Origin of the sequence: Actinomadura madurae (assembly GCF_047130825.1) — a bacterium.
GTDB lineage: Bacteria > Actinomycetota > Actinomycetes > Streptosporangiales > Streptosporangiaceae > Spirillospora > Spirillospora madurae.
The window spans coordinates 7,479,034-7,503,837 of record NZ_CP083237.1 but is presented as its reverse complement, the minus strand read 5'-3'; the positions used below and the strand labels follow the sequence as shown (position 1 = coordinate 7,503,837).

Genomic DNA, 24,804 nt, shown 5'->3' with positions numbered 1-24,804 from the left:
CGGCGCCGGCCTAGGCCGGGCCGCCGAAGATGTCGATCCGCTCGCCCTCGGCCAGGCTGACGATGGCGCGCTTGGTGTCCTTGCGCTTGCCGTAGCCGAACCGGGTGCGCTTGCGCTTGCCCGGCCGGTTGAGCGTGTTCACGTTCGTCACCTTGACGCCGAACACCGACTCGACGGCCTGCTTGATCTGCGTCTTGTTGGCGTCCGGGCGGACGACGAAGGTGTACTTGTTCTCGTCCAGCAGCCCGTAGCTCTTCTCCGAGACGACCGGCGCGATGATGACGTCGCGGGGGTCGGCGATCTTGTTCATGTGCGACCCTCCTTACTTCTTCGCCGCGCGCGAGATGAACTCGTCGTACGCCGTCTTCGTGAAGACGACGTCGTCGTTCACCAGCACGTCGTAGGTGTTGAGCTGGTCGGAGACGATCACGTGCACGCTCGGCTCGTTGCGCAGGCTCTTCCAGGTCAGCTCGTCCTCGCGGTCCAGGACCAGCAGGACGCGCTTGGCCTCGGTGACCTCGCGGAGCGCGGCGAGCGCCGTCTTCGTCTTCGGGGTGTCGCCCTCGATGAGGTTGTCGACCACGTGCACCCGGCCGAACCGGGCGCGGTCGGACAGGGCGCCGCGCAGCGCGGCGGCCTTCATCTTCTTGGGCGTCTTCTGCGAGTAGTCCCGCGGCTGCGGGCCGTGCACGGTGCCGCCGCCGGCGAACTGGGGCGCGCGGGTCGAGCCCTGGCGGGCGCGGCCGGTGCCCTTCTGCCGGTACGGCTTCTTGCCGCCGCCGCGGACGTCGCCGCGGGTCTTGGTGGCGTGCGTGCCCTGGCGCGCCGCGGCCAGCTGCGCCACCACGACCTGGTGGATCAGCGGCACGCTGGTCTTCGCGTCGAAGACCTCGGCGGGCAGGTCGATGTCGAGCTTGGTCGTCACTTGCCCGTCCCCTTCACTGCGTCGCGGACCAGCACCACGCCGCCGTTGGGACCGGGAACCGCGCCCTTGATGAGCAGCAGGTTCTTCTCCGCGTCGATGGCGTGGACGGTCAGGTTCTGCACGGTGGTGCGGGCGTTGCCGTGCCGTCCCGCCATGCGGAGGCCCTTGAAGACGCGACCGGGGGTCGCGCAGCCGCCGATCGACCCCGGCGAGCGGTGCTTGCGCTGGGTGCCGTGCGAGGCGCCGAGGCCCTTGAAGCCGTGGCGCTTCATGACACCGGCGGTGCCCTTGCCCTTGCTGGTGCCGGTAACGTCGATCTTCTGGCCGGCTTCGAAGACGTCGGCGGTGATCTCCTGGCCGAGCTCGTACCCGGTGGTGTCGTCGGCCCGCAGTTCGACGAGGTAGCGGCGCGGCGTCACGCCGGCCTTCTCGAAGTGACCCGAGCGCGGCTTGTTCACCTTGCGCGGGTCGATCTGCCCGAACCCGATCTGGACGGCGGTGTAGCCGTCCTTCTCCTGGGAGCGGAGCTGGGTGACGACACACGGCCCGGCCTGGACGACGGTCACCGGAACGATCCGGCCCTCATCGTCGAAGACCTGGGTCATGCCGAGCTTCTCGCCCAGGACGCCCTTCCTCTGCGTACTCATCTCTCGGTGCGTCCCTTAGAGCTTGATCTCGATGTCAACGCCGGCCGGAAGGTCGAGCCGCATCAGCGAGTCGACCGTCTTGGGCGTCGGGTCGATGATGTCGATCAACCGCTTGTGCGTGCGCATCTCGAAGTGCTCGCGGCTGTCCTTGTACTTGTGCGGCGAGCGGATGACGCAGTACACGTTCTTCTCGGTCGGCAGCGGCACCGGGCCCGCGACCTTGGCGCCCGTCCGCGTCACCGTCTCAACGATCTTCTTCGCGGAGGTGTCGATGACCTCGTGGTCGTAGGCCTTGAGCCGGATGCGGATCTTCTGTCCCGCCATGGTGGCCTCGGTGTCCTTTGCTGTAGTGCCGCTGTTTACTTCAGTGGTCGTGATGCGGCGGCCCAGTCGCCGTACCGGTCTGGGGGACAACCCCCAGACCCCCGACAAAGCCAGGTGGCGGCTGAGCCGCCGCATTACGAGGGGTGTTACTTGATGACCTTGGTGACGCGACCGGAGCCGACCGTCCGGCCACCCTCGCGGATGGCGAACTTCAGGCCCTCTTCCATGGCGACGGGCTGGATCAGCTCGACGCGCATCTCGGTGTTGTCGCTCGGCATGACCATCTCGGTGCCCTCGGGCAGGTTCACCACGCCGGTCACGTCCGTGGTACGGAAGTAGAACTGCGGGCGGTAGTTGTTGAAGAACGGCGTGTGCCGGCCGCCCTCGTCCTTGGACAGGATGTAGACCTGCGCCTCGAACTCGGTGTGCGGGGTCGTGGTGCCCGGCTTGATGACGCACTGGCCGCGCTCCACCTCCTCGCGCTTGACGCCGCGCAGGAGCAGGCCGACGTTGTCGCCCGCCTGGCCCTGGTCGAGGAGCTTGCGGAACATCTCGACACCGGTGACCGTGGTGGTGGTCTTCTCGTTCTTGATGCCGATGATGTCGACGGTCTCGTTGACGTTGACGACACCGCGCTCGACGCGGCCGGTCACGACGGTGCCGCGGCCGGTGATCGAGAAGACGTCCTCGATCGGCATCAGGAACGGCTTGTCGATGTCGCGGACCGGCTCCGGCACGTTCTCGTCGACGGCGTTCATGAGCTCGCCGATCGACTCGGCCCACTTCTCGTCGCCCTGCAGCGCCTGGAAGGCGGAGACGCGGACGACCGGGACGTCGTCGCCCGGGAACTCGTACTCGGTGAGCAGCTCGCGGACCTCGAGCTCGACGAGCTCCAGGATCTCCTCGTCGTCCACCATGTCGCACTTGTTCAGCGCGACGACGATGTAGGGGACGCCGACCTGGCGGGCCAGGAGCACGTGCTCCTTGGTCTGCGGCATCGGGCCGTCGGTCGCGGCGACCACCAGGATGGCGCCGTCCATCTGCGCCGCACCGGTGATCATGTTCTTGATGTAGTCCGCGTGACCGGGGCAGTCCACGTGCGCGTAGTGCCGGGCCTCGGTCTGGTACTCGACGTGCGCGATGGAGATGGTGATGCCGCGCTCGCGCTCCTCCGGCGCCTTGTCGATGTCCTCGAACGGCGTGAAGGGGTTGAGGTCCGGGTACTTGTCGTGGAGCACCTTGGTGATCGCCGCGGTAAGCGTGGTCTTACCGTGGTCGATGTGTCCAATGGTGCCGATGTTCACGTGCGGCTTCGTCCGCTCGAACTTGGCCTTCGCCACTGGTTGCTCCTTGTTGCGATCCTCGGCCGTCTAGACGACCGCTTCGATGTACGTCCTGGTGATCTGTGGGCAGGCCCGGTGCTCTACTCGCCCCGCGCCTTCGCGATGATCTCCTGCGCGACGTTCGACGGAACCTCGGCGTAGGAGTCGAACTGCATGGTGAAGACAGCCCGGCCCTGGGTCTTGCTGCGCAGATCACCCACGTAGCCGAACATCTCGGACAGGGGCACGAGCGCCTTGATGACGCGCATGCCGTGCCGCTCGTCCATGGACTGGACCTGGCCGCGGCGGCTGTTGAGGTCGCCGATCACGTCGCCCATGTTGTCCTCGGGCGTGGTGACCTCGACGGACATCATCGGCTCCAGCAGCGTGGGGGACGCCTTGCGGGCGGCCTCCTTGAACGCCATGGAACCGGCGACCTTGAACGCCATCTCCGAGGAGTCCACCTCGTGGTAGGCGCCGTCCTGCAGGGTGACCTTGACGCCCACCATCGGGTAGCCGGCGAGGACACCGAACTCGGCGGCCTCCTGGCAGCCCGCGTCCACCGACGGGATGTACTCCCGCGGGATGCGGCCACCGGTGACCTTGTTCTCGAACTCGTAGCCGTCGGACCCGCCGCCGAGCGGCTCCAGGTCGATGATCACGCGGCCGAACTGGCCGGAGCCACCCGTCTGCTTCTTGTGGGTGTACTCGACCTTCTCGACCTTGCGGCTGATCGTCTCCCGGTAGGCGACCTGCGGCTTGCCGACGTTGGCGTCGACCTTGAACTCCCGCTTCATCCGGTCGACGAGGATCTCCAGGTGGAGCTCGCCCATGCCCGAGATGACGGTCTGGCCGGTGTCCTCGTCCGTGCGGACCTGGAAGGACGGGTCCTCCTCGGCCAGCCGCTGGATCGCGGTGCCCAGCTTCTGCTGGTCGGCCTTGGTCTTCGGCTCGATCGCGACGTGGATGACCGGCGCCGGGAAGTTCATCGACTCCAGGACGATCGGGTCCTTGTCGTCGCACAGCGTCTCGCCGGTGGTGGTCTGCTTGAGGCCCATCACCGCGACGATGTCGCCGGCGCCGGCGCGCTCGATCTCGGTGCGCTTGTTGGCGTGCATCCGGTAGATCTTGCCGATGCGCTCCTTGCGCTCCTTGACGGAGTTCATGACGTTCGCGCCGGACTGCATCACCCCGGAGTAGACGCGCACGAACGTGAGCTTGCCCAGGTGCGGGTCACTCGCGATCTTGAACGCCAGCGCGGAGAACGGCTCGTCCTCGCTCGGCCGGCGGGTGAGCACCTTCTCCTCGTCCCGGACGGCGTGGCCCTCGATGGCCTCGACGTCCAGCGGGGAGGGCAGGTAGCGGACGATCGCGTCCAGCAGCGGCTGCACGCCCTTGTTCTTGAAGGCCGTGCCGCACGTCACCGGGGTGAGCTTCGCGGCGATCGTCGCGCGGCGGATGCCGTCGTGGAGCTGCTGGACGGTGGGCTCGTCGCCCTCCAGGTACAGCTCCATGATCTCGTCGTCGTTCTCGGCGAGGGTCTCGACCAGCCGGTCGTGCCACTCCCGCGCGGTCTCCAGGTGCGTGTCGGGGATGTCGACCGTGTCGTACATCTCGCCGAGCTTGGCCTCCTCGTTCCACAGGAGGGCCTTCATGCGCACGAGGTCGACGACGCCCTTGAAGTCGGCCTCGGCGCCGATCGGCAGCTGGAGCACGAGCGGCGTGGCGTTCAGGCGGTTCTCGATCATGTCGACGCAGCGGTGGAACTCCGCGCCGACCCGGTCGAGCTTGTTGACGAAGCACATGCGCGGCACGCCGTACCGGTCGGCCTGGCGCCACACGGTCTCGGACTGGGGCTCCACGCCGGCGACACCGTCGAACACCGCGACCGCGCCGTCGAGCACCCGCAGGTTGCGCTCCACCTCGATGGTGAAGTCGACGTGCCCGGGGGTGTCGATGATGTTGATGGTGTGCTTGACCTCGTCGACGGGCCATTCGCAGGTGGTGGCCGCGGAGGTGATGGTGATCCCCCGCTCCTGCTCCTGCTCCATCCAGTCCATGGTGGCGGCACCGTCATGGACTTCGCCGATCTTGTAGCTCATCCCCGTGTAGTAAAGGATGCGCTCGGTCGTCGTGGTCTTGCCCGCGTCGATATGGGCCATGATCCCGATGTTGCGGACCTTGGCCAGGTCTACACCGGTTTTGGTAGCCACTGCCGTCCTCGCGTGTCTCGTCGTTGCTGTTCCGCCGGGGTTACCAGCGGTAGTGGGCGAAGGCCTTGTTGGACTCCGCCATCTTGTGCGTGTCCTCGCGCTTCTTGACAGACGCGCCGAGGCCGTTGCTGGCGTCGAGCAGCTCGTTCATCAGCCGCTCGGTCATGGTCTTCTCGCGGCGCTGCCGGGCGTACACCACCAGCCAGCGCAGGGCGAGGGTGGTGCTGCGGGCCGGCCGCACCTCCACCGGGACCTGGTAGGTCGCGCCGCCGACGCGGCGGCTGCGCACCTCCAGGGTGGGCTTGACGTTGTCGAGCGCGCGCTTCAGCGTGACGACCGGGTCGTTGCCGGTCTTCTCACGGGCGCCCTCAAGGGCGTCGTAGACGATGCTCTGGGCGATCGAGCGCTTGCCGTCCAGGAGAATCTTGTTGATGAGCGCGGTGACCAGCGGCGAGTTGTACACCGGGTCAGCGATCAGCTGGCGCTTGCCAGCGGGGCCCTTGCGCGGCATCAGCTCTTCTCCTTCTTCGCGCCGTAGTGGCTGCGCCCTTGCTTGCGGTTCCGGACACCCTGGGTGTCGAGCGACCCGCGGATGATCTTGTACCGAACGCCGGGGAGGTCCTTCACACGCCCGCCGCGCACGAGCACGATCGAGTGCTCCTGCAGGTTGTGCCCGACGCCGGGGATGTAGGCCGTGACCTCGATCCCGCTGGTCAGCCGGACCCGGGCGACCTTGCGAAGCGCGGAGTTCGGCTTCTTGGGCGTCGTCGTGTAGACGCGCGTGCAGACGCCCCGGCGCTGGGGGCTGCCCTTGAGCGCGGGCGTCTTGTTCTTGGTCACCTTGTCCTGGCGGCCCTTTCGGACCAGCTGCTGGATCGTGGGCACCGCGTCTCCGTCTTCCTCGTACCGAGCCGGTAAGTCTTAATGCTGCAATCACCACCTCAGGCGAGGCTGTGACCTGCCGGTTTCCCGACCTCTCCGACCCACGCGGTCGGGCGTGTCGCCGCCTCACGGACCTACAACCGCGAAAAACCGACACAGACCGCCCGGCCCGTGAAAGGGCCGAATCAAGCCGGGGAGTAGATGCGGCGCTGGAGCTGGCCGACCGGCCTCACCGACGCGCACGCATAGCGGCCCGCATATAGCGGGCACAAGTGAAGAGGTTACCGACCCCCGGGCCAAAGTGCAAAGCGGCAGGCGCACTACCGCGTGCGACCCCACCGGCGCAAGCCCGCTGGACGGCGGGGAGCCATCCCCCCAGAGTGATGAACGACGAAATGCCGACGGATGTTCCCGCCCGGAGGCTCCGCTCCGAGGGGTCGACCCGTCGGCATTGTGTCCCACATCCCCGCTGTTAGGGAAGATGTGGAGCGGTTTTTACGCCGTTCACTGTCCCGTGCGTCCTAGAGGACGAACGCGACCACCAGAACCACGAGGATCACCAGGACGGCGACGCCGCCGATGATGAGCCAGAGCGTGTTCTTGTTGCCCTTGCTCTCTCCGCCCCCGTACGTGGACGGCTGCCCGTATTGACCCTGCTGGCCCTGCTGCCCGTACTGCGCCGGCTGACCGGGTTGACCGGGTTGGCCGGGCTGGCCGAAGCCATGCTGCTGGCCGAACTGCTGCTGGCCGAAGCCCTGCTGTCCCTGCTGTCCCTGCTGACCTTGCTGGCCGTAGTCCTGCTGGCCGTAGTCCTGCTGCTGCCCGTACGGCTGCTGGCCGAAGCCCTGCTGCTCACCGGGCTGGCCGAACTGCTGCTCGCCCTGCTGCCCGCCGAACTGCTGGCCGTACCCCTGCTGCTGTTCACCGGGCTGGCCGAAGCCCTGCTGCTGCCCGAACTGCTGCTGCGGCTGCTGCTGGCCCCACTGCTGCTGGCCGATGTCGAGGCGGGTGTGCTCGGCCATCCCGCCCTGGTCGCCCTGCTGCGCGCCGAACTGCTGGCCCTGGGACGCGGCGGACGGGTCGAACGCCTCGGTCGGGCGCGCGTCCTCGACGTTGCCCTCGCCGGGCGGCCGGTACAGGTCCTCCACCGAGGGGGCGGCCGGCTGGGAGCCCGCACCGTACCCCGACTCGGGCGGCGGCACCATCATCGTCCGCTCGTGGTCGGCCTGCCCCTGCCCGGGCTGGCCGGGCTGGCCGGGCTGCCCGGGCGGGCTCTGCTGGGCGCCGCCCGGCTGGGACGACTCCGGCGACCACGGCTCGGGCGTGGACGGCGGGGTCGGCGCCTGCCACGGCTCGGCGGGGGCCTCCTGCTTGCGCTCGGGCCCGGTGGCGACCGGGATGTCGGTGCCGGGCGACCAGTGCAGCGTCGCCTGGTCGTCCACCACGGGGCGCTGCGGCTGCTCGGGCTCGGGCGCGCCGGCGGCCGGACCGGGGACGATCATCGTCCGTTCCGTCCCGGACTCCTGCGGCTGCTCCGGCTGGGGCGGCTGGGGCGGCAGCTCGCCGAACGGGGGCTGCCCGTACTGCGGCTGCTGCTCCTGGGGCGCGCCGTGCACCGGCTGCTGCGGGTACCCACCGGGCTGCTGCGGCGGCTGCTGCTGGCCGAACGGCGGCGGCTCGGGCTGCCCGTACTGGGGCTGCTCGTACTGCTGCTGCTCGTACTGGGGCTGGCCGAACTGCGGCGGTTCGTACTGCGGCTGCGGCTCGCCCGGCGGGGCGTACTGCTGCGGCTGCTGCGGCTCCGGCGGCGGGAACCCGCCCGGGCCGGGGGGCGCGCCGTAGGGCTGCTGGCCGGCGGGCGGCTGCCCGTAATGCGGCGGCTCCTGCGGGCCGCCGTAGGGCTGCTGGGGCGGAGGCGGAGGCTGCTCGCCGAACTGCTGCAGCGGCTGCTCGACCATCGTGGGGGGCGGCGGAGGCGGCGCGGGCCGCTCCTCCGGGCGGGGCTGCTCCGGCGGCGGAGCCTGGCCGCCCAGCTGCGGAGCCCCGAACACCACCGTGCGGTCTCCCAGCGGACGGGCGGGGGGCTCCTGCCCCTCAGGCGTGGGCTGCCCCTCGTCCTCCGGCAACGGCCGCTGCGGTCCCTGCGTGCCGTCGTTCTCGGTCATCGTCGGGCTCCTTCAGCGCCGTCGTCCCGGGGCTCCTCAGCTCCCGGAAGTCCGGTGGCGCGCGGCGCATAACGCGGCCTCCGAACCTTGTCACCCATGTCCCCACGTGGCGTGTCGCCATGCGTGGGCGTTCTCGTCCCCAGCCTGCCCCGATCGCCGGTGGTATCGCAAATCACCACCCCTGATAGACGCCGCACGCCTCCGGACCGTTCCGGCCCGGAGGCGTGCGAGATGGCGAGAGGTCAGGAATGCCCGATCACCCCGTGCGGCCGGTACGGGGCCTCCAGCCGGGCGACCTCCTTCTCGTCCAGTTCGAGGCCCGCCGCGGCGATCGCGTCGTCGATGTGCGTGAGTTTCGTCGCTCCCACGATCGGCGCGGTCACCGCCGGCTTCGCCAGCAGCCACGCCAGCGCGACCTGGGCCGCCGGAACGCCCCGTTCGGCGGCCACCTCGCGGACGGCGTCCACGACGTCGAAGTCGGACTCGACGTACAGGCCGTCGCCGAAGGCGTCGTTCCGGGACCGGACGGTCTTGCGCTCCCCGCCCCTCTCCCTGTTACCGGCGAGCAGCCCGCGGGCGAGCGGACTCCAAGGGATAAGGCCCACGCCCTGGTCAAGGCAGAGCGGGTTCATCTCCCGCTCCTCTTCCCTGTAGACGAGGTTGTAGTGGTTCTGCATGGAGACGAACTTCGTCCACCCGTGCGTCTCGGCGACGTGCTGCGCCTTGGCGAACTGCCACGCGAACATGCTGGACGCGCCGATGTAGCGGGCCTTGCCCGACTTCACGACGTCGTGCAGGGCCTCCATGGTCTCTTCTATGGGCGTCCCGTAGTCCCACCTGTGGATCTGGTAGAGGTCCACGTAGTCGGTGCCGAGCCGCCCGAGAGAGGCGTCGATGCCCGCCATGATGTGCTTGCGCGACAGGCCCTTGTCGTTCGGGCCCTCTCCCATGGGGAGACACACCTTGGTGGCGAGGACGTAGTCCTCCCGCCGCGGGAACAGTCTCGCTAGCAGCCGTCCGGTGATCTCCTCACTGGCGCCCTGCGAGTAGACGTCGGCGGTGTCGAAGAACGTCACTCCGCCTTCGACGGCCCGCCGGACGATCGGCTCCGCCGCGTCCTCCTCCAGTGCCCAAGGCCGGAGCGCGGGGTCGCCGTAGCTCATCATTCCCAGGCAGATCCGCGAGACCCTCGTGCCCGTCCTTCCGAGCCGTACCTGCTCCATGAACCTCTCCTCTCAACGCTCACCACGATGCAACGCCGCACCGGCGATCACTCATCCTCCCCCCGTCCGTCCAGGCCGCACGAGGCGCGGGCGGCGGTCCGCGGCGGGGCGGAATCGACATGCCGTATCGTCCGGCGATCCGTAGGTTGGTGGAATGGCGAACCGAAGGAGCCGACCGGGCCGCGCCTACGAACCGAAGCCGCTCGACGCGACCGACCTGCGGATCCTCACCGAGCTGCAGCGCGACGGACGCGTGTCCCTCGCCGAGCTGGGGCGCCGTGTCGCCCTCTCCGCGCCCGCCGTCGCCGAGCGCGTCCAGCGGCTTGAGGAGACGGGCGTCATCACCGGGTACCACGCGACCGTCGACCCGGTCGCGCTGGGCTTCCCGATCACGATCCTCGTGCGGGTCAGCCCGAGCCCCCGCGAGCTGAGCCGCGTCCCGAAGATCGCCGAGGAGATCCCGGAGATCACCGAGTGCCACCGGATCACCGGCGACGACTGCTTCTTCTTCATCGCCCACCTGCGCGCGGTCGAGGAGCTGGAGCCGATCCTGGACCGCTTCACCCCGTTCGCCCGGACGACGACCTCGATCCTCCAGTCGGCCCCCGTCCCGCCTCGCCCTCTCCCCCTGACCTGATCCGCGGGCGCAACCGGCTCGGGGGCTTCGGGCTAGAGGAAGGTGTCAGCCCCCTCTAGCCACGGAGAGCCCACTCCATGATGAGACCCCCATGGGCGCGGTGAGCCGCGCCGGCGACGACCTGGACGATTCGAGGATCGTCGCGGCGTCGCTGGACGACCCCGAAGCCTTCGGCGAGCTGTTCCGGCGCCACGCGCCGCGGCTGCACGCCTATGCCAGGCGGCGCCTCGGGCCGCCGCTGGCGGACGACGTGGTGTCGGAGACGTTCGCGACGGCGTTCCGGCAGCGGGCGCGGTTCGACGAGCGCGGCGCCTTCGGCGCCTGGCTGTGGGGTATCGCGTCCCATGTGATCGCCAGGCACCGCCGCCAGGAGACCCGCATGTACCGGGCGTACGCCCGGACCGGGACCGACCCCGCGCAGGACGGCGTCGCCGACCTCGCCAGCGACCGCGCCTCGGCCGCGGCACTCGGCCCCGCGCTGGCGAAGGCGCTGGCCGGGTTGAGCGCCCAGGAACGCGACGCGGTGCTGCTGCTCGCCTGGGCCGAGATGTCCTACGCCGAGATCGCGGCGACGCTCGGCCTGCCGCTCGGAACCGTCAAGGCCAAGATCCACCGAGCCCGGAAGAAGCTCCGCACAGCCCTTCCCCAGGAGAAGACCGATGAATGAACTCGACGCGCTGCGGCAGATGCGGACGGCGCTGGCCGTGGAGGAGAGCCCGGAGGAGCTCGCCCTGCGGACCGGGTGGCGGGCCGAGGCGGCCCCGGTGCGGTCCCGGCGCAGGCCGCGGCTTCCGCTGCTCGGCGTCGCGGCGGCCACCGCCGTCGTCGCGGGGGCGGTGGCCGTCGTCGCCCTGCGGCCGGACGGCGGTGCGGCGCCCGGCCCGAAGGCCGTCCCGCCCGGTCCAGAGCGGGGGAACGTGCTGCTGGTGGCGGCGACCAACGCGCAGAAGGCGCCCGGTGGCACGTACTGGCACACCAAGACGGTCATGGGCGACGTCTATGCGGTCGGCAAGAGCGCCGCGAACCACTACAAGGTGGATTCGAGGCAGGGCAACGAGACGTGGACGGGCCGGGACGGCACGCGGCATATGACCCACATCGAGCTGGCCGACGTCCCGCTCACCGCGCAGGACAGGCAGAAGTGGCGGGCGGCGGGTTCGCCCGAGTGGGTCAGCATTCCGAACCCGGAAGGCGGCGGGGGGCAGGCCAAGCTGGACATGCGGCAGTCGTCGGCCGGACGGTCGCCGTGGCGCGCGTCCGTCGAGCGGTTCTACGGCATGACCGTGGCGCAGATCGCTGAGCTGCCCACCCGGCCGGAGGCGCTGGAGAAGAGGCTGCTGAGCCTCAAAGGGCACTGGCATGCCGTCTCCTCGGACGGTGAGAGGGAGGAGGAGCCCATCCGTGCCTTGCGGGGGCAAGAGCGGGTGCGGGCTCTGAGCGATGTCGCCGGGACCCTGCTGTCCACCGCGCCGGCGCCGCCCCAGGTGCGTGCGGCGGTGTTCCGGATGCTCGCGGACCTGCCCGGCGTCCGGGCCGAGGGGAAGGCGGCCGACCCGCTCGGCCGCACCGGGACGGTGGTCTCGCTGCCGCTGAGGACCACGACACCCCTCGGCCTGTACACGGCGCCGAAGCAGCTCGGGACGTACCGGCGCCAGTTCATCGTCGACCCCGCCACCGGGTCGCTGCTGGCCATCCGGGATCTCGTGGCGACCCCGCCGCGCGGGAGCCGGCCGCTTCCCCCGGGGGACGACGGCAAGCCTCGTGCGCTGAAGGCGGAGGACATGCCCGACCGGTTCCACCGTCCCGGTGAGCTGGCCGCGTACCAGGCGTTCGAGGTCACGGAATGGACGGACGCGCCGCCGCGCTGACGTCCGTCCGATGGCGAGGGGCCCGTCCCAGGTGGAACGGGCCCCTCATTCCGTGCGCGGCGGGTTTCAGGCGAAGGCGTGGCACTCCACGGTGGCGCGGCGCTCGGTCATGCCCTGCTGGACCGCTGCGGTGACGCACGCGCGCTGCTTCTCGGTCAGCTGGGGCTGCCCGCACTGGGTGACGCTGGAGTAGGTGCGGCAGTCCTGGCGCGTGTCCTGCGCGTGGGACGGCTGGGCGGCGGACGCGGTGCCCATCCCCCCGATCCCGACGGCTGCGGCGATCAGTGCCCCGGTCATGACCTTCTTCATGTGCTCTCTCCCCCGTCGCGTACATCAGGCAACGAGACGCTTCCTCCCCGGGCCACCACGCAGCAAAACCAGACAAAAAGTCAAGAAACAGACGGCGGTCAAGGTCAAGCGCTCGCTACGTCAGCGTGCGAACTCGGCGCGGACGCCCAGCAGCCGCACCGGCCGCCGTCCGGTGAACATGCCGAGCGCGGCGAGGGCGGCCTCCTCGATCGCGTCCGGGTCGCTCGTGGGCGCCGACAGCGTCCTGCCGTGGGTGTGAGTGATGAACGGCGCGTATCGGACCTTCACGATGACGCGGGCGACGTCCCTCCCGTCGCGGGCCACGTCGTCCGCGACCCACCGCGCCAGGCGGACGATCTCCCGGCGCACGTCGTCCCAGTCGTCCAGATCCTGCTGGAAGGTGGTCTCCCGGCCGGCGGAGCGCGGGACGTACGGCGCGTCGCTGACCGGCGAGTTGTCCCGCCCCCGCGCGAGGAGCACCAGCCACGGGCCGATCGTTGGGCCCATCTCCGCGGCGAGGACGCTCGGGTCGGCCGCCGCGAGCTGCCCGACCGTGGCGATGCCGAGGCCCTTCAGCCGCTTGGCGGTCTTGGCGCCGACGCCCCACAGCGCGTCCGTCGGCCGGTCGCCGAGCACCTCGAACCACGTCTCGCCGGTGAGCCGGAAGATCCCGGCCGGTTTGCCGAAGCCGGTCGCCAGCTTCGCCTGGAGCTTGTTCCGCCCGATGCCGACCGTGCATTCGAGGCCCGTCGCCGCGCGGACCCGCGCCCGGAGTTCCCGAGCCACCGCCTCCGGATCGTCGCCGTCGACGGCCAGGAACGCCTCGTCCCAGCCGAGCACCTCGACCACGACGCCGAGGCTCCGCAGCGCCGCCATGACCCGGTCCGAGACGGCCTCGTAGACGTCCCGGTCCACGGGCAGGAAGACGGCGTCCGGGCAGCGCCGCGCCGCCGTGCGGAGCGGCAGCCCCGAGTGCACGCCGCAGGCGCGGGCCTCGTAGGAGGCCGTGCTGACCACGCCGCGCTTCGCCGGATCGCCGTCCCCGCCGACGACGACCGGCCGCCCGCGCAGTTCCGGACGGCGCAGCACCTCGACGGCGGCGATGAACTGGTCCAGGTCGGCGTGCAGGACCCACCGAGCCACACCCCCATTGTCCCCCGAACCAGCGCGGACGCACCGATCAGGAATCGAGAAGCGCAGGTCAGCGGGCCGCCTCTAGCGTGTACGCCATCACGAAATGACCGTCCACGCACGAGATCGGGAGCCACCATGACCACGTCCGCGCCGCAGCCCGCGACGGTGGCTCCCCGGACCCGCGGGCAGCGCCGCCGCGACACCGAGCACCGGCTCGCCCACGACGTCGATCTCTGGGTGGCGACCGCCTCGGCGGACGGCGTCCCGTACCTGGTGCCGCTGTCCTTCGAGTGGGACGGTGAGACGCTGCTGCTCGCCACGCCGGTGGAGTCCCCGACCGGCCGGAACCTCGCGGGCGGCCGGATCGTTCGGCTTGGGCTGGGCCACACCCGGGACGTGACCATGATCGAGGGCGAGGTCGAGGTGCTGGAGATCGACGCGCTGCCCCGCGAGCGGGCCGACCGCTTCGCGGCGCGCACCGGCTTCGACCCGCGCGACGAGGCCACGCCGTACCGGTGGTTCCGCGTCACCCCGCGCCGCGTCCAGGCGTGGCGCGAGGCGGACGAGCTGCCGGGCCGCGAGCTGATGCGCGACGGCCGCCGGCTGGACTGACCGCACGTACTCTCGGACCCGGCCCGATCGGGCCGGGCGACGCTGAGGGAGGCCGCGCAGGCGGCCCCGCTGAACGGATGGAGACACGATGAGCATGGGCACGAGGACGGACACGGAGCCGGCCGCGCCGCACGCCGCCGACACCCACGATCTGATCCGCGTGCACGGGGCGCGCGAGAACAACCTCAAGAACGTCGACGTCGAGCTGCCCAAACGGCGGCTGACGGTGTTCACCGGCGTCTCCGGCTCGGGCAAGAGCTCCCTGGTGTTCGCCACGATCGCCGCGGAGTCGCAGCGGATGATCAACGAGACCTACAGCGCGTTCCTGCAGGGGTTCATGCCCACGCTGTCGCGGCCCGAGGTCGACTTCCTGGACGGGCTGACCACCGCGATCATCGTCGACCAGGAGCGGATGGGCGCCAACCCCCGCTCCACCGTCGGCACCGCGACCGACGCCAACGCGATGCTGCGCATCCTGTTCAGCCGGCTCGGGGAGCCGCACATCGGCTCGCCCAACGCGTTCTCGTTCAACGTCCCGTCGGTGAAGGCCAGCGGCGCGATCACGGTCGAGCGCGGCGGCAAGACCAAGGCCGAGAAGGCGACCTTCAACCGCCTGGGGGGCATGTGCCCGCGCTGCGAGGGCATGGGCTCGGTCACCGACTTCGACCTGTCCGCGCTGTACGACGAGGCCAAGTCGCTCAACGAGGGCGCGCTGACGATCCCCGGCTACAGCATGGACGGCTGGTACGGCCGCATCTACCGCGGCTGCGGCTTCTTCGACCCGGACAAGCCGATCAGCAAGTACACCAAGAAGGAGCTGCACGACCTGCTCCACAAGGAGCCGACCAAGATCAAGATCGAGGGCATCAACCTCACCTACGAGGGGCTGATCCCCAAGATCCAGAAGTCGATGCTGTCCAAGGACGTCGACGCGCTCCAGCCGCACATCCGGGCGTTCGTGGAGCGGGCGGTCACCTTCACCACCTGCCCCGACTGCGACGGCACCCGGCTCGGGCCGGAGGCCCGGTCCTCGAAGATCCGGGGAAGGAACATCGCCGACGTCTGCGCGATGCAGATCAGCGACCTGGCCGGCTGGATCCGCGAGCTGGACGAGCCGTCGGTGGCCCCGCTGGTCGCCGGGCTGCAGCACCTGCTCGACTCGTTCGCGGAGATCGGCCTCGGCTACCTCTCCCTCGACCGGCCGGCGGGCACCCTGTCCGGCGGCGAGGCGCAGCGCACCAAGATGATCCGCCACCTCGGGTCGTCGCTGACCGACGTCACCTACGTCTTCGACGAGCCCACGATCGGCCTGCACCCGCACGACATCCAGCGGATGAACAACCTGCTGCTGCGGCTCCGGGACAAGGGCAACACCGTCCTGGTCGTGGAGCACAAGCCCGAGACCATCGCGATCGCCGACCACATCGTCGACCTCGGCCCCGGCGCCGGCTCCGAGGGCGGCACCGTCTGCTTCGAGGGCACCGTGGACGGGCTGCGCGGCAGCGGCACCATCACCGGCCGGCATCTCGACGACCGGGCCGCCCTCAAGGAGTCGGTGCGCTCCTCCGCGGGCGCGCTGGAGATCCGCGGCGCCTCGACGCACAACCTCAAGGACGTGGACGTCGACATCCCGCTCGGGATGCTCTGCGTGGTCACCGGCGTGGCCGGCTCCGGCAAGAGCTCGCTGATCCACGGCTCGGTCGCCGGGCGGGACGGCGTGGTGGTGGTCGACCAGAGCGGGATCCGCGGTTCGCGGCGCAGCAACCCGGCGACCTACACCGGCCTGCTCGACCCGATCCGCAAGGCGTTCGCGAAGGCCAACGGCGTGAAGCCGGCGCTGTTCAGCGCCAACTCCGAGGGCGCCTGCCCCGCCTGCAACGGCGCCGGGGTCATCTACACCGACCTCGGCGTCATGGCCACCGTCGAGTCCACCTGCGAAGAGTGCGAGGGCAAGCGGTTCCAGGCGTCGGTGCTGGAGTACACGCTGGGCGGACGGAACATCGCCGAGGTGCTCGCGATGTCGGTGGCCGAGGCCGAGCGGTTCTTCCAGGAGGGCGAGGCGCGCACGCCCGCCGCCCACAAGATCCTCGACCGGCTCGCCGACGTCGGGCTCGGCTACCTGCATCTCGGCCAGCCGCTCACGACGCTGTCGGGGGGCGAGCGGCAGCGGCTCAAGCTCGCCACCCGGATGGCGGAGAAGGGCGGCGTCTACATCCTCGACGAGCCGACGACCGGCCTCCACCTCGCCGACGTCGAGCAGCTGCTCGGCCTGCTCGACCGGCTCGTCGACTCCGGCAAGTCGGTGATCGTCATCGAGCACCACCAGGCGGTCATGGCGCACGCCGACTGGATCATCGACCTCGGCCCCGGCGCCGGGCACGACGGCGGCCGGGTCGTCTTCGAGGGCACCCCCGCCGACCTCGTCGCCGCCCGCTCCACCCTCACCGGCGAGCACCTCGCGGCCTACGTCGGCGCCTGACCGGCGCGTCCGGCCCGTCCCGGAGTGGACGGGCCGGACGCCGACCGTGGACAATGCAGGCGTGCCAACAGAACCGGCCGTGACACCCGAGCGCCTGCGCGACCTGGCGCTGCTGCGGCGCGTCCGGGACCGGATCGACCGCGACTACGCCCAGCCGCTGGACGTCGAGGCCCTCGCCCGCGGCGTCCACATGTCCGCAGGACACCTCAGCCGCCAGTTCCGCCAGGCGTACGGCGAATCGCCCTACTCGTACCTGATGACCCGCCGCATCGAACGCGCGATGGCGCTGCTGCGCCGCGGCGACCTCAGCGTCACCGAGGTCTGCTTCGCCGTCGGCTGCTCGTCCCTCGGCACCTTCAGCACCCGCTTCACCGAACTGGTCGGCATGCCGCCCAGCACCTACCGCACCGTGGCGGCGGACGCGACGGTGGGCATCCCGTCCTGCGTCGCCAAGAAGGTCACCAAACCGGTCAGAAACCGGACTTCGTCAACCGGCTGACGACGCCCCGGCCGATCCCGCTGCTACGTTCCGTGCATGACGTGGCAAAAGCTCGGGCTCGAGCAAGTGGCGCAGTTGAAGGCGTTCCAGTCGGGTCACCCCCTTCCCTTCCGCCTGAAAATGAAGGGCTACCACCGAATCCAGGTCGAGGCGTATCTCTACAAGGTCGCCGAACTAATGGACGCCGGCAGCCCAGCGGAGACCGAACCTCCCGCCTTCGAGGTGGTGATGCGCGGCTACGACCGCCGCCAAGTAGACGCCTTCATCACCCCGCTCCACCAAACCCCGAACCCCTGACACCCACCGCCCTCACCGCTTAGGTCGGACAGCAACGCCGCAAAGGCCCGCTGCGTCACCAGCAGTTTCGGCCCCTCCGAATCCTTGCTGTCGCGCACCGCCACCGCCCCGGCATCCGAGGTCAGTTCCACACACTCACCGCCATTAGGGCCGGTATAACTCGACTTGCGCCAAGCGGCCTTGGTCAGGTCCATCCGTCCCCCTATCGCTTCAGCTCGGACAGCAGCGCCGCGAACGCCTTCCGGGTCACCAGCAGCTCCGGACCGTCTGGATTCTTGCTGTCCCGCACAGCAACGTTGCTCCGTGTGGAAATCAACTCCACACACGCGCCGCCGTTGTTTGTGCTTTAGCTGCTCTTACGCCACGCCATCTTGGCCAGGTCCATCACTACCGTCCAGAGTCGGTCTACTAGGGCGGGCTACTGCTTGAGGTCCGACAGCAGCGCAGCGAAAGCCCGGCGCGTCACCAGCAGCTTCGGTCCCGCAGGGTCCTTGCTGTCGCGGACGGCAACGGTTCCGGGGACAGCGGTCAACTCGACGCACTCGCCGCCGTTGGCAGTGGTGTAGCTGGACTTACGCCAGACGGCCTTGGTCAGGTCCATTTTTCCCTTACCACCTTACGAATCATCTCTAGGGACTGGTCCATAGGCAGGGCCAGTGATCGGACGACCAGCAGCGTTCTGCTGAGGGTCGCGATGTCCTCCGGGTCGCTCATGGTCAGCCCACGCGCCGCCATGTCCGCGTAGGCGATCTCGGTCCGGTCGGCCAGGGTAGCGATGGTGAACGCACCGCTGTTGCCGACGTGCTCCCCTCGGCTCGGCACGATCTGCAATGCCACTACGCCCCGCTCCGCCACGTAAAGCAGATGCTCCAGTTGTTCCTTCATGATTTCGGGGCTGCCGGTCAGTCGGCTTAGGGACACCTCGTCCTGGAGAAGCGAGAAGTCCGGGGGCGGCGGGTTCTCGCTGGTCAAGATGCTCTGACGGTTGATCCGCGCCTCTACCGCGTCCTTGTCTCCCTTGAGGATCGCCGAAGCGTAGGCCGGAGTCTGGAGTAGGCCGTGCACCAGGAGAGGCTGGTATGACTCCAGCATGATCGCTTCGGGCTCGACGGTGTGCCAGTCGAACCAGGTGGGGAAAGTGGCGTCCTTTACCAGGTCGTCGTAGAGGTAGAGCAGTTCGCCGTTCGCGTCGAGCGTGTGGTCCATCGTCTCGGCGAACTCCCGGGTGCAGCGGGTGCGGCCGTTCTCTACGGCACCGATGTACTGCGGTTTTACGCCTTGGCCGCCGTTCGCACGTCGTGCCACGGACTCCTGCGTCCAGCCCTTGGCCTCCCGGAGCCGCCGGAACCGGCGGCCGAACGCGAGCAGCGTCGGCGAGACCGTCCCGCGCTTCCGCTGTGGAGCCATGTTGCTCATCCTCCCTCGTAAAGGACGCCCAACCAACACCCAAGTGCCGTGAGCGCACGGAGCCTGACTTGCCACCTATGGTCTGGGCTTTGTAACGCAGAGTACTTTCATTGTGGCTGACTGTGTCCGAGAATCCACGACTCAGTCAAAGGTGGTGTCTGATGCCTCCGACAGCCGTTGCGCCTGGGGTGCCTGCGCTCGTCCTCGAACCGTCCGATCGGGCGCCGGCGCTGGCGCGGCGGTTCGTCGCCGGGTGGTTCCGGGAGTGGGGTATCGCGGACGACTCGGACGCGCGGGTCATCGTCTCCGAGCTCGTCACGAACTCGGTGATGCACGGCGAAGGGCCGATCGTCGTCCGGGTGGTACGGGACGAGCGCGACGGCCGTCCCGTCGTCGAGGTGTGGGACGGCGGGGTGGAGCGGCCCGAAGTCCGGCCGGAGAACCACGCGGCGACGTCGGGGCGCGGGCTGGTCCTGGTGTCGCATCTCGCCATCGAATGGGGGACGCGACCATTGCTGGAGGGCGGGAAGATCACGTGGGCGAAGTGCTGACCCCGCCGGATACGGTCCCTGCATGCGGACTCTCCACCCGGCGTACCGCGTCGCGGACCTGCCGGCCTCTCTCGACTTCTACACCGCGCTCGGCTACGAACTTCTCGGCCGCGTCGACGTCGGCGGGGGCACGCACCTGGCCATGCTCAAGTTCCCCGATGACGAGGTGGTCGCGCTGGAACTCGTCCACCGCCCCGACGGCGGCCCGGTGGACATCGGCACCGGCTTCAGCCACCTCGCCGTCCAGGTGGACGACCTGGACGCCACCATCGAGGCACTGGTGCGGGCCGGTCTGAGCCCCGGCCGGCCGGAACATCCGGGAGGCCCGGACGGGCCCCGGACTAGCTGGCTCACAGATCCCGATGGCTACAGGATCGAACTGGTCCAGTGGCCCCCCGGGCATGCCTACGGGCTCACCGCCTCCGACTTCGCCTAGCGTCAGCGGGGAACAGCCAGTCCAGGGCTGGCAGAGACTTGTCGAGGTACTTGCCGTGGCCGGGTTGGAGGCCGTAGGCCATGTCCTCCAGCACGCTGCATCTGGCGTAGAAGCGGGCGCGCGTTCTGATCTCCCCGGCATCGTGGGGGCCGTAGGCGCGTAGGGCCAGGTCGAGGGCGGCGGGGCCGAGGTCGCGGTAGAGCAGGCCGAAGTCGTGGGCCGCGTCGGTGATTGCGGCATCGCTCCAGTCGATGATCCCGGTCACCGTCCAGGCGGCCGGATCGACGAGGACGTGTTCGATGCCCAGGTCGTTGTGGGAGAACACCAGGTCGCGCGGGCCGGGCGGTGGGGGCGTGCTCAGGAACGCCTCCACGGGGCCGCGATGAACTACGGGCACGGCTTCGCGGACGGTCGGGTAGATCTGCGCGGCTTCCTCCAGCCATGCCGCCGGCGGTTCGTCGTCGGTGTCGATCAGGCCGTCCAGGCGGGAGATCGGGACGGCGTGCAGGGCGTGGAGGAACTCGCCGAGGGCGGCGGCGACCGGACCGCCCGCCGGGGCGACGTCGATCAGCGGGACGCCCGGCAGTTCGAAGTAGGCGAGGCAGCCTTCTTCCGGAACCGTGAACCTCGGCTCGGGCACCGGCAGCGGTGACAGGTCCGCGACGGTGGCGAGAAGGCGGGCCTCGCGGCCCACCCGCGCGGCATCGGGCTCCCTGGCGAAACGGACGATCAGCTCGCCGTTGACCTCGAAGGCGATGTTCTCCTCGCCTTCGCCGAGCAGCGCCACGGTCTCGACGCGGTAACCGGGCAGATGCGCGGCCACCAGTTCTCGCACGCGTCCCGCACGCTCATTCTCGGTTTCGCGCATCGTCCACTCCACATCGGAACAGGGCCGACGCGAAGAGGCCCCTCCCGGGTGGGAGGGGCCTCTCGCGTGTCGTCGGTCAGGGTGTCCGCGAGCCGGGACGCCGCCGGGGCGGCGTCCCGGACGGGACGTCAGCGGTTGTACTGGCCGAAGTCGTACTCCTCCAGCGGGACGGCCTCGCCGGAGCCCTGCCCGAAGGCGTACTCGGCGCCGTCGTCGTAGGAGCCGACGGAGTAGACCGCCGCCTTCGCCTCCTCGGTCGGCTCGACCCGGACGTTGCGGTACTGCGGCATGCCGGTACCGGCCGGGATGAGCTTACCGATGATGACGTTCTCCTTGAGGCCGAGCAGCGGGTCGCTCTTGGCGTGCATCGCGGCCTCGGTGAGCACCCGGGTCGTCTCCTGGAAGGACGCCGCCGACAGCCACGACTCGGTCGCGAGCGAGGCCTTGGTGATGCCCATCAGGACGGGGCGGCCGGCGGCGGGGACCCCGCCCTCGGCCACGACGTTCCGGTTCGTCTCCTCGAAGATCGGACGCTCGACCAGGTCGCCCGGCAGCAGGTCGGTGTCGCCCGACTCGAGGATGTTCACCCGCTTCAGCATCTGGCGGACGATGATCTCGATGTGCTTGTCGTGGATCGACACGCCCTGCGACCGGTAGACCTCCTGGACCTCCTGGACCAGGTGGAGCTGCACGGCACGGGGCCCGAGGATGCGCAGCACCTCGTGCGGGTTGATCGCGCCCGCGATGAGCTGCTGGCCGACGCCCACGGACTCGCCCTCCTTGACCAGGAGGCGGGACCGCATCGGCACCGGGTAGGCGATCTCGTCGGAGCCGTCGTCCGGGACGATGACGACCTTGCGGGCCTTCTCCGTCTCGTCGATCTTGACGCGGCCGGCGACCTCGCTGATCGGGGCCACACCCTTCGGGATGCGGGCCTCGAACAGCTCCTGGACACGCGGCAGACCGTGCGTGATGTCGCCGCCGGCCACACCGCCGGTGTGGAAGGTGCGCATCGTCAGCTGCGTGCCGGGCTCGCCGATGGACTGCGCGGCGATGATGCCGACGGCCTCGCCGACGTCCACCCGCTTGCCGGTGGCCAGCGAGCGGCCGTAGCAGGCGGCGCAGACACCGATCTTGGCCTCGCAGACCAGGGCGCTGCGGGTGCGGACCTTCTCCACGCCCGCCTCGACCAGGCGGGACACGACCGAGTCGGACAGGTCGGTGTCGGCCGGGAAGATGACCGTCCCGTCCACGACGACGTCCTCGGCGATCGTGCGGCCGACCAGGCTGGTCTCGGTGGTGGCCAGCTTGACCAGCGTGCCGTCGGCCAGCCGGTCGGCGACCTCGAACGGGATCGTGCGGTCGGTGCCGCAGTCCTCCTCGCGGACGATGACGTCCTGCGCGACGTCCACCAGGCGCCGGGTCAGGTACCCCGAGTCGGCGGTGCGCAGCGCGGTGTCGGCCAGGCCTTTGCGGGCGCCGTGCGTCGAGATGAAGTACTCGACGACCGACAGGCCCTCGCGGAACGACGACTTGATCGGACGCGGGATGGTCTCGCCCTTCGGGTTGGAGACCAGGCCGCGCATGCCGGCGATCTGGCGGAGCTGCAGCGGGTTGCCGCGGGCGCCCGACTGGATCATCATCCAGATCGGGTTGGCCTTCGGGAACGCCTTCTCCATGTCCACCGCGACGTCCGCGGTGGCCTTGTTCCAGATCTCGATGAGCTCCTGCTTGCGCTCGTCGTCGGTGATCAGGCCGCGGTTGAACTCCCGCTGCACCTTCTCCGCGCGCTGCTCGTAGCCGCCCAGGATCTCCTGCTTGTTCGGCGGCGTGATGACGTCGTCGATCGCGATCGTGACACCGGACCTGGTCGCCCAGTGGAACCCGGTGCTCTTGAGCGCGTCCAGGGCGTTGGCGACGGCGACCTTCGGGTAGGTCTCCGCCAGCTCGTTCACGATCGCCGAGAGCTGCTTCTTGCCGATCTCGTCGTCCACGAACGGGTAGTCGTCCGGCAGCGTCTCGTTGAACATCGCGCGGCCGAGCGTGGTCTCCAGCCGGTACGGCCGGCCGGGCTCGTAGCCCTCGGGGGCCTTCCAGCCGCGGGGCGGCGGGATGTCCTTGAGCCGGATCTGGATCTTGGCCTGGAGGTCCAGCTCGTGCCGGTCGTAGGCCATGATCGCCTCGGCGACGGACCCGAACGAGCGGCCCTCGCCGGTGGCGCCGTCCTTCTGCGTCGTCAGCCAGTACAGGCCGATGACCATGTCCTGGGTGGGCATGGTGACGGGCTTGCCGTCCGACGGCTTCAGGATGTTGTTGGTCGACAGCATCAGGATCCGCGCCTCGGCCTGCGCCTCGGCGGACAGCGGCAGGTGCACCGCCATCTGGTCGCCGTCGAAGTCCGCGTTGAACGCGGTGCAGACGAGCGGGTGGATCTGGATGGCCTTGCCCTCGACCAGCTGCGGCTCGAACGCCTGGATGCCGAGGCGGTGCAGGGTCGGCGCCCGGTTCAGCAGCACCGGGTGCTCGGTGATGACCTCTTCCAGCACGTCCCACACGACCGGGCGGGCCCGCTCGACCATCCGCTTGGCGGACTTGATGTTCTGCGCGTGGTTGAGGTCGACCAGCCGCTTCATGACGAACGGCTTGAACAGCTCCAGCGCCATCTGCTTGGGCAGGCCGCACTGGTGCAGCTTGAGCTGCGGGCCGACGACGATGACCGAACGGCCGGAGTAGTCGACGCGCTTGCCCAGCAGGTTCTGCCGGAACCGGCCCTGCTTGCCCTTGAGCATGTCGGACAGCGACTTCAGCGGACGGTTGCCGGGCCCGGTGACCGGGCGGCCGCGGCGGCCGTTGTCGAACAGCGCGTCGACGGCCTCCTGCAGCATCCGCTTCTCGTTGTTGACGATGATCTCGGGCGCGCCCAGGTCGAGCAGGCGCTTGAGCCGGTTGTTGCGGTTGATGACCCGGCGGTACAGGTCGTTCAGGTCGGACGTGGCGAACCGGCCGCCGTCCAGCTGGACCATGGGACGCAGGTCCGGCGGGATGACCGGGATGCAGTCCAGCACCATGCCGAGCGGGCTGTTGCGGGTGTTGAGGAACGCCGAGACGACCTTCAGCCGCTTCAGGGCACGGGCCTTCTTCTGGCCCTTGCCGGTGCGGATGATGTCGCGCAGCTTCTCGGCCTCGGCGTCGAGGTCGAAGTTCTGCAGCCGCGCCTGGATGGCCGCGGCGCCCATGCCGCCCTCGAAGTACTTGCCGAACCGGTCGCGCATCTCGCGGTAGAGCAGCTCGTCGCCCTCCAGGTCCTGGACCTTGAGGTTCTTGAACCGGCTCCACACCTCGTCGAGGCGGTCGAGCTCGCGCTGCGCGCGGTCGCGCAGCTGCTTCATCTCCCGCTCGGCGCCGTCGCGCACCTTGCGCTTCTGGTCGGCCTTCGCGCCGGCCTCCTCCAGCTCCGCGAGGTCGCCCTCCAGCTTCTGCTGGCGGGCCTCGACCTGCGCGTCGCGGGCCTGCTCGATCTGCTGGCGCTCCACCGAGATGTGCGCCTCCAGCGTGGGCAGGTCGCGGTCGCGCCGCTCCGCGTCCACGCTGGTGATCATGTAGGCCGCGAAGTAGATGATCTTTTCCAGATCCTTCGGGGCCAGGTCCAGCAGGTAGCCGAGGCGCGACGGCACGCCCTTGAAGTACCAGATGTGCGTGACCGGCGCGGCCAGCTCGATGTGGCCCATCCGCTCGCGGCGCACCTTGGCGCGGGTCACCTCGACGCCGCAGCGCTCACAGATGATGCCCTTGAAGCGAACGCGCTTGTACTTGCCGCAGTAGCACTCCCAGTCCCGGGTCGGACCGAAGATCTTCTCGCAGAAGAGCCCGTCCTTCTCCGGCTTGAGGGTCCGGTAGTTGATCGTCTCCGGCTTCTTCACCTCGCCGTGCGACCACTGGCGGATGTCGTCGGCGGTCGCCAGACCGATGCGAAGCTCGTCGAAGAAGTTGACGTCAAGCAACTGTT

26 protein-coding genes and 1 pseudogene are annotated in these 24,804 nt (G+C 69.7%); 9 read left to right on the top strand and 18 right to left on the bottom strand.

All coding sequences use genetic code 11. The annotated features are described in order from the left end of the window. Nucleotides 1-10 precede the first annotated feature (10 nt). From rplW to K8Z49_RS34550, 10 genes are all read right to left on the bottom strand, one after another. Complete coding sequence (gene rplW / locus K8Z49_RS34595; RefSeq protein ID WP_021597489.1) at nt 11-310, bottom strand: 50S ribosomal protein L23; 300 nt, start codon at nt 308-310, stop codon at nt 11-13. 12 nt (nt 311-322) lie between these two features. Continuing rightward, nucleotides 323-925, bottom strand: coding sequence for a 50S ribosomal protein L4 (gene rplD, locus K8Z49_RS34590; RefSeq protein WP_021597490.1), 603 nt, complete (start codon nt 923-925; stop codon nt 323-325). Then, entirely contained in the window at nt 922-1,572 is a 651-nt protein-coding gene (gene rplC / locus K8Z49_RS34585; protein ID WP_021597491.1) for a 50S ribosomal protein L3, read from the bottom strand. The genes rplD and rplC overlap by 4 nt, the downstream gene beginning before the upstream one ends. 15 nt (nt 1,573-1,587) lie before the next feature. After that, on the bottom strand, nt 1,588-1,896 hold the full coding sequence (gene rpsJ / locus K8Z49_RS34580) for a 30S ribosomal protein S10 (protein WP_018657599.1): 309 nt from the start codon (nt 1,894-1,896) through the stop codon (nt 1,588-1,590). A gap of 146 nt (nt 1,897-2,042) precedes the next feature. Continuing rightward, nucleotides 2,043-3,236, bottom strand: coding sequence for an elongation factor Tu (gene tuf / locus K8Z49_RS34575; RefSeq protein WP_021597492.1), 1,194 nt, complete (start codon nt 3,234-3,236; stop codon nt 2,043-2,045). A gap of 83 nt (nt 3,237-3,319) precedes the next feature. Then, a complete protein-coding gene (fusA, locus tag K8Z49_RS34570; RefSeq protein ID WP_021597493.1) occupies nt 3,320-5,431 on the bottom strand; it encodes an elongation factor G in 2,112 nt (703 codons plus the stop codon). A gap of 40 nt (nt 5,432-5,471) precedes the next feature. Beyond that, nucleotides 5,472-5,942, bottom strand: coding sequence for a 30S ribosomal protein S7 (gene rpsG / locus K8Z49_RS34565; RefSeq protein ID WP_021597494.1), 471 nt, complete (start codon nt 5,940-5,942; stop codon nt 5,472-5,474). After that, nucleotides 5,942-6,316: a 30S ribosomal protein S12 gene (gene rpsL, locus K8Z49_RS34560; protein ID WP_021597495.1), complete on the bottom strand. Its 375-nt coding sequence runs from the start codon at nt 6,314-6,316 to the stop codon at nt 5,942-5,944. The genes rpsG and rpsL overlap by 1 nt, the downstream gene beginning before the upstream one ends. A gap of 518 nt (nt 6,317-6,834) precedes the next feature. Continuing rightward, nucleotides 6,835-8,478 carry a hypothetical protein gene (locus K8Z49_RS34555; RefSeq protein ID WP_412516157.1) on the bottom strand — a complete coding sequence of 548 codons (1,644 nt, stop codon included), beginning with the start codon at nt 8,476-8,478 and terminating at the stop codon, nt 6,835-6,837. 242 nt (nt 8,479-8,720) lie between these two features. Next, nucleotides 8,721-9,701 (bottom strand): aldo/keto reductase, encoded by a 981-nt coding sequence (locus K8Z49_RS34550; RefSeq protein ID WP_024934184.1) that lies wholly within the window; start codon nt 9,699-9,701, stop codon nt 8,721-8,723. A gap of 154 nt (nt 9,702-9,855) precedes the next feature. Between K8Z49_RS34550 and K8Z49_RS34545 the strand changes: the two genes are divergently transcribed. The 3 genes from K8Z49_RS34545 to K8Z49_RS34535 all read left to right on the top strand — a co-directional run bounded on the left by K8Z49_RS34545 (nt 9,856) and on the right by K8Z49_RS34535 (nt 12,206). Then, entirely contained in the window at nt 9,856-10,338 is a 483-nt protein-coding gene (locus tag K8Z49_RS34545; protein ID WP_075023908.1) for an Lrp/AsnC family transcriptional regulator, read from the top strand. A 91-nt stretch (nt 10,339-10,429) separates the two neighbouring features. Beyond that, complete coding sequence (locus tag K8Z49_RS34540; RefSeq protein WP_024934185.1) at nt 10,430-11,005, top strand: RNA polymerase sigma factor; 576 nt, start codon at nt 10,430-10,432, stop codon at nt 11,003-11,005. Then, nucleotides 10,998-12,206, top strand: a complete 1,209-nt coding sequence (locus tag K8Z49_RS34535) for a CU044_5270 family protein (protein WP_412516156.1) — start codon at nt 10,998-11,000, stop codon at nt 12,204-12,206. Before K8Z49_RS34540 ends, K8Z49_RS34535 begins: the two co-directional genes overlap by 8 nt. A 66-nt stretch (nt 12,207-12,272) precedes the next feature. On the opposite strand, the gene K8Z49_RS34530 is transcribed toward K8Z49_RS34535, so the two are convergent. Both K8Z49_RS34530 and K8Z49_RS34525 read right to left on the bottom strand, forming a co-directional pair. Then, a complete protein-coding gene (locus K8Z49_RS34530; protein WP_412516155.1) occupies nt 12,273-12,515 on the bottom strand; it encodes a hypothetical protein in 243 nt (80 codons plus the stop codon). Nucleotides 12,516-12,635: 120 nt separating this feature from the next. Then, nucleotides 12,636-13,658 (bottom strand): DNA polymerase IV, encoded by a 1,023-nt coding sequence (locus K8Z49_RS34525; RefSeq protein WP_412516154.1) that lies wholly within the window; start codon nt 13,656-13,658, stop codon nt 12,636-12,638. A gap of 126 nt (nt 13,659-13,784) precedes the next feature. Here K8Z49_RS34525 and K8Z49_RS34520 point away from each other — a divergent pair, with 126 nt between their 5' ends. The 4 genes from K8Z49_RS34520 (at nt 13,785) to K8Z49_RS34505 (ending at nt 17,536) form a co-directional block, all read left to right on the top strand. Then, on the top strand, nt 13,785-14,261 hold the full coding sequence (locus tag K8Z49_RS34520; RefSeq protein ID WP_111832405.1) for a pyridoxamine 5'-phosphate oxidase family protein: 477 nt from the start codon (nt 13,785-13,787) through the stop codon (nt 14,259-14,261). Between the two features lie 88 nt (nt 14,262-14,349). After that, nucleotides 14,350-16,740 (top strand): ATP-binding cassette domain-containing protein, encoded by a 2,391-nt coding sequence (locus tag K8Z49_RS34515; protein WP_177287870.1) that lies wholly within the window; start codon nt 14,350-14,352, stop codon nt 16,738-16,740. Between the two features lie 61 nt (nt 16,741-16,801). Next, nucleotides 16,802-17,239, top strand: coding sequence for a helix-turn-helix transcriptional regulator (locus tag K8Z49_RS34510; protein WP_024934187.1), 438 nt, complete (start codon nt 16,802-16,804; stop codon nt 17,237-17,239). Nucleotides 17,240-17,275: 36 nt separating this feature from the next. Next, nucleotides 17,276-17,536, top strand: a complete 261-nt coding sequence (locus tag K8Z49_RS34505; RefSeq protein WP_412516153.1) for a hypothetical protein — start codon at nt 17,276-17,278, stop codon at nt 17,534-17,536. Here K8Z49_RS34505 and K8Z49_RS34500 read toward each other — a convergent pair. The 4 genes and pseudogenes from K8Z49_RS34500 to K8Z49_RS34485 all read right to left on the bottom strand — a co-directional run bounded on the left by K8Z49_RS34500 (nt 17,476) and on the right by K8Z49_RS34485 (nt 18,943). Then, nucleotides 17,476-17,730: a DUF397 domain-containing protein gene (locus tag K8Z49_RS34500; protein ID WP_412516152.1), complete on the bottom strand. Its 255-nt coding sequence runs from the start codon at nt 17,728-17,730 to the stop codon at nt 17,476-17,478. The genes K8Z49_RS34505 and K8Z49_RS34500 overlap by 61 nt on opposite strands. An 8-nt stretch (nt 17,731-17,738) precedes the next feature. Next, nucleotides 17,739-17,870 (bottom strand): annotated as a pseudogene (locus K8Z49_RS34495) (DUF397 domain-containing protein); the annotation flags it as partial. A gap of 84 nt (nt 17,871-17,954) precedes the next feature. Then, nucleotides 17,955-18,137: a DUF397 domain-containing protein gene (locus K8Z49_RS34490; RefSeq protein ID WP_021597426.1), complete on the bottom strand. Its 183-nt coding sequence runs from the start codon at nt 18,135-18,137 to the stop codon at nt 17,955-17,957. Further along, nucleotides 18,128-18,943 (bottom strand): helix-turn-helix domain-containing protein, encoded by an 816-nt coding sequence (locus K8Z49_RS34485; RefSeq protein ID WP_412516151.1) that lies wholly within the window; start codon nt 18,941-18,943, stop codon nt 18,128-18,130. The genes K8Z49_RS34490 and K8Z49_RS34485 overlap by 10 nt, the downstream gene beginning before the upstream one ends. 161 nt (nt 18,944-19,104) lie before the next feature. On the opposite strand from K8Z49_RS34485, the gene K8Z49_RS34480 reads away from it, so the two are divergent. Both K8Z49_RS34480 and K8Z49_RS34475 read left to right on the top strand, forming a co-directional pair. Then, the gene (locus tag K8Z49_RS34480) at nt 19,105-19,494 is read left to right on the top strand and encodes an ATP-binding protein (protein WP_063747670.1); all 390 of its coding nucleotides are present in this window, start codon (nt 19,105-19,107) and stop codon (nt 19,492-19,494) included. A 22-nt stretch (nt 19,495-19,516) separates the two neighbouring features. Next, on the top strand, nt 19,517-19,930 hold the full coding sequence (locus K8Z49_RS34475; protein ID WP_412516150.1) for a VOC family protein: 414 nt from the start codon (nt 19,517-19,519) through the stop codon (nt 19,928-19,930). Here K8Z49_RS34475 and K8Z49_RS34470 read toward each other — a convergent pair. Further along, entirely contained in the window at nt 19,908-20,798 is an 891-nt protein-coding gene (locus K8Z49_RS34470) for a phosphotransferase family protein (protein WP_412516149.1), read from the bottom strand. The genes K8Z49_RS34475 and K8Z49_RS34470 overlap by 23 nt on opposite strands. 128 nt (nt 20,799-20,926) lie before the next feature. After that, nucleotides 20,927-24,799: a DNA-directed RNA polymerase subunit beta' gene (locus tag K8Z49_RS34465; RefSeq protein WP_021597421.1), complete on the bottom strand. Its 3,873-nt coding sequence runs from the start codon at nt 24,797-24,799 to the stop codon at nt 20,927-20,929. Nucleotides 24,800-24,804: the final 5 nt, after the last annotated feature.

What these genes read in the sequence shown, in the direction of transcription:
- rplW (WP_021597489.1), bottom strand. Translation starts at nt 310, where the DNA reads ATGAACAAGATCGCCGACCCCCGCGACGTCATCATCGCGCCGGTCGTC.
- K8Z49_RS34535 (WP_412516156.1), top strand. Translation starts at nt 10,998, where the DNA reads ATGAATGAACTCGACGCGCTGCGGCAGATGCGGACGGCGCTGGCCGTG.
- K8Z49_RS34545 (WP_075023908.1), top strand. Translation starts at nt 9,856, where the DNA reads ATGGCGAACCGAAGGAGCCGACCGGGCCGCGCCTACGAACCGAAGCCG.
- K8Z49_RS34555 (WP_412516157.1), bottom strand. Translation starts at nt 8,478, where the DNA reads ATGACCGAGAACGACGGCACGCAGGGACCGCAGCGGCCGTTGCCGGAG.
- K8Z49_RS34530 (WP_412516155.1), bottom strand. Translation starts at nt 12,515, where the DNA reads ATGAAGAAGGTCATGACCGGGGCACTGATCGCCGCAGCCGTCGGGATC.
- K8Z49_RS34550 (WP_024934184.1), bottom strand. Translation starts at nt 9,701, where the DNA reads ATGGAGCAGGTACGGCTCGGAAGGACGGGCACGAGGGTCTCGCGGATC.
- K8Z49_RS34470 (WP_412516149.1), bottom strand. Translation starts at nt 20,798, where the DNA reads ATGCGCGAAACCGAGAATGAGCGTGCGGGACGCGTGCGAGAACTGGTG.
- rplC (WP_021597491.1), bottom strand. Translation starts at nt 1,572, where the DNA reads ATGAGTACGCAGAGGAAGGGCGTCCTGGGCGAGAAGCTCGGCATGACC.
- K8Z49_RS34490 (WP_021597426.1), bottom strand. Translation starts at nt 18,137, where the DNA reads ATGGACCTGACCAAGGCCGTCTGGCGTAAGTCCAGCTACACCACTGCC.
- K8Z49_RS34515 (WP_177287870.1), top strand. Translation starts at nt 14,350, where the DNA reads ATGAGCATGGGCACGAGGACGGACACGGAGCCGGCCGCGCCGCACGCC.
- rpsJ (WP_018657599.1), bottom strand. Translation starts at nt 1,896, where the DNA reads ATGGCGGGACAGAAGATCCGCATCCGGCTCAAGGCCTACGACCACGAG.
- K8Z49_RS34485 (WP_412516151.1), bottom strand. Translation starts at nt 18,943, where the DNA reads ATGGCTCCACAGCGGAAGCGCGGGACGGTCTCGCCGACGCTGCTCGCG.
- K8Z49_RS34520 (WP_111832405.1), top strand. Translation starts at nt 13,785, where the DNA reads ATGACCACGTCCGCGCCGCAGCCCGCGACGGTGGCTCCCCGGACCCGC.
- K8Z49_RS34540 (WP_024934185.1), top strand. Translation starts at nt 10,430, where the DNA reads ATGGGCGCGGTGAGCCGCGCCGGCGACGACCTGGACGATTCGAGGATC.
- K8Z49_RS34505 (WP_412516153.1), top strand. Translation starts at nt 17,276, where the DNA reads ATGACGTGGCAAAAGCTCGGGCTCGAGCAAGTGGCGCAGTTGAAGGCG.
- rpsG (WP_021597494.1), bottom strand. Translation starts at nt 5,942, where the DNA reads ATGCCGCGCAAGGGCCCCGCTGGCAAGCGCCAGCTGATCGCTGACCCG.
- K8Z49_RS34475 (WP_412516150.1), top strand. Translation starts at nt 19,517, where the DNA reads ATGCGGACTCTCCACCCGGCGTACCGCGTCGCGGACCTGCCGGCCTCT.
- K8Z49_RS34500 (WP_412516152.1), bottom strand. Translation starts at nt 17,730, where the DNA reads ATGGACCTGACCAAGGCCGCTTGGCGCAAGTCGAGTTATACCGGCCCT.
- K8Z49_RS34480 (WP_063747670.1), top strand. Translation starts at nt 19,105, where the DNA reads ATGCCTCCGACAGCCGTTGCGCCTGGGGTGCCTGCGCTCGTCCTCGAA.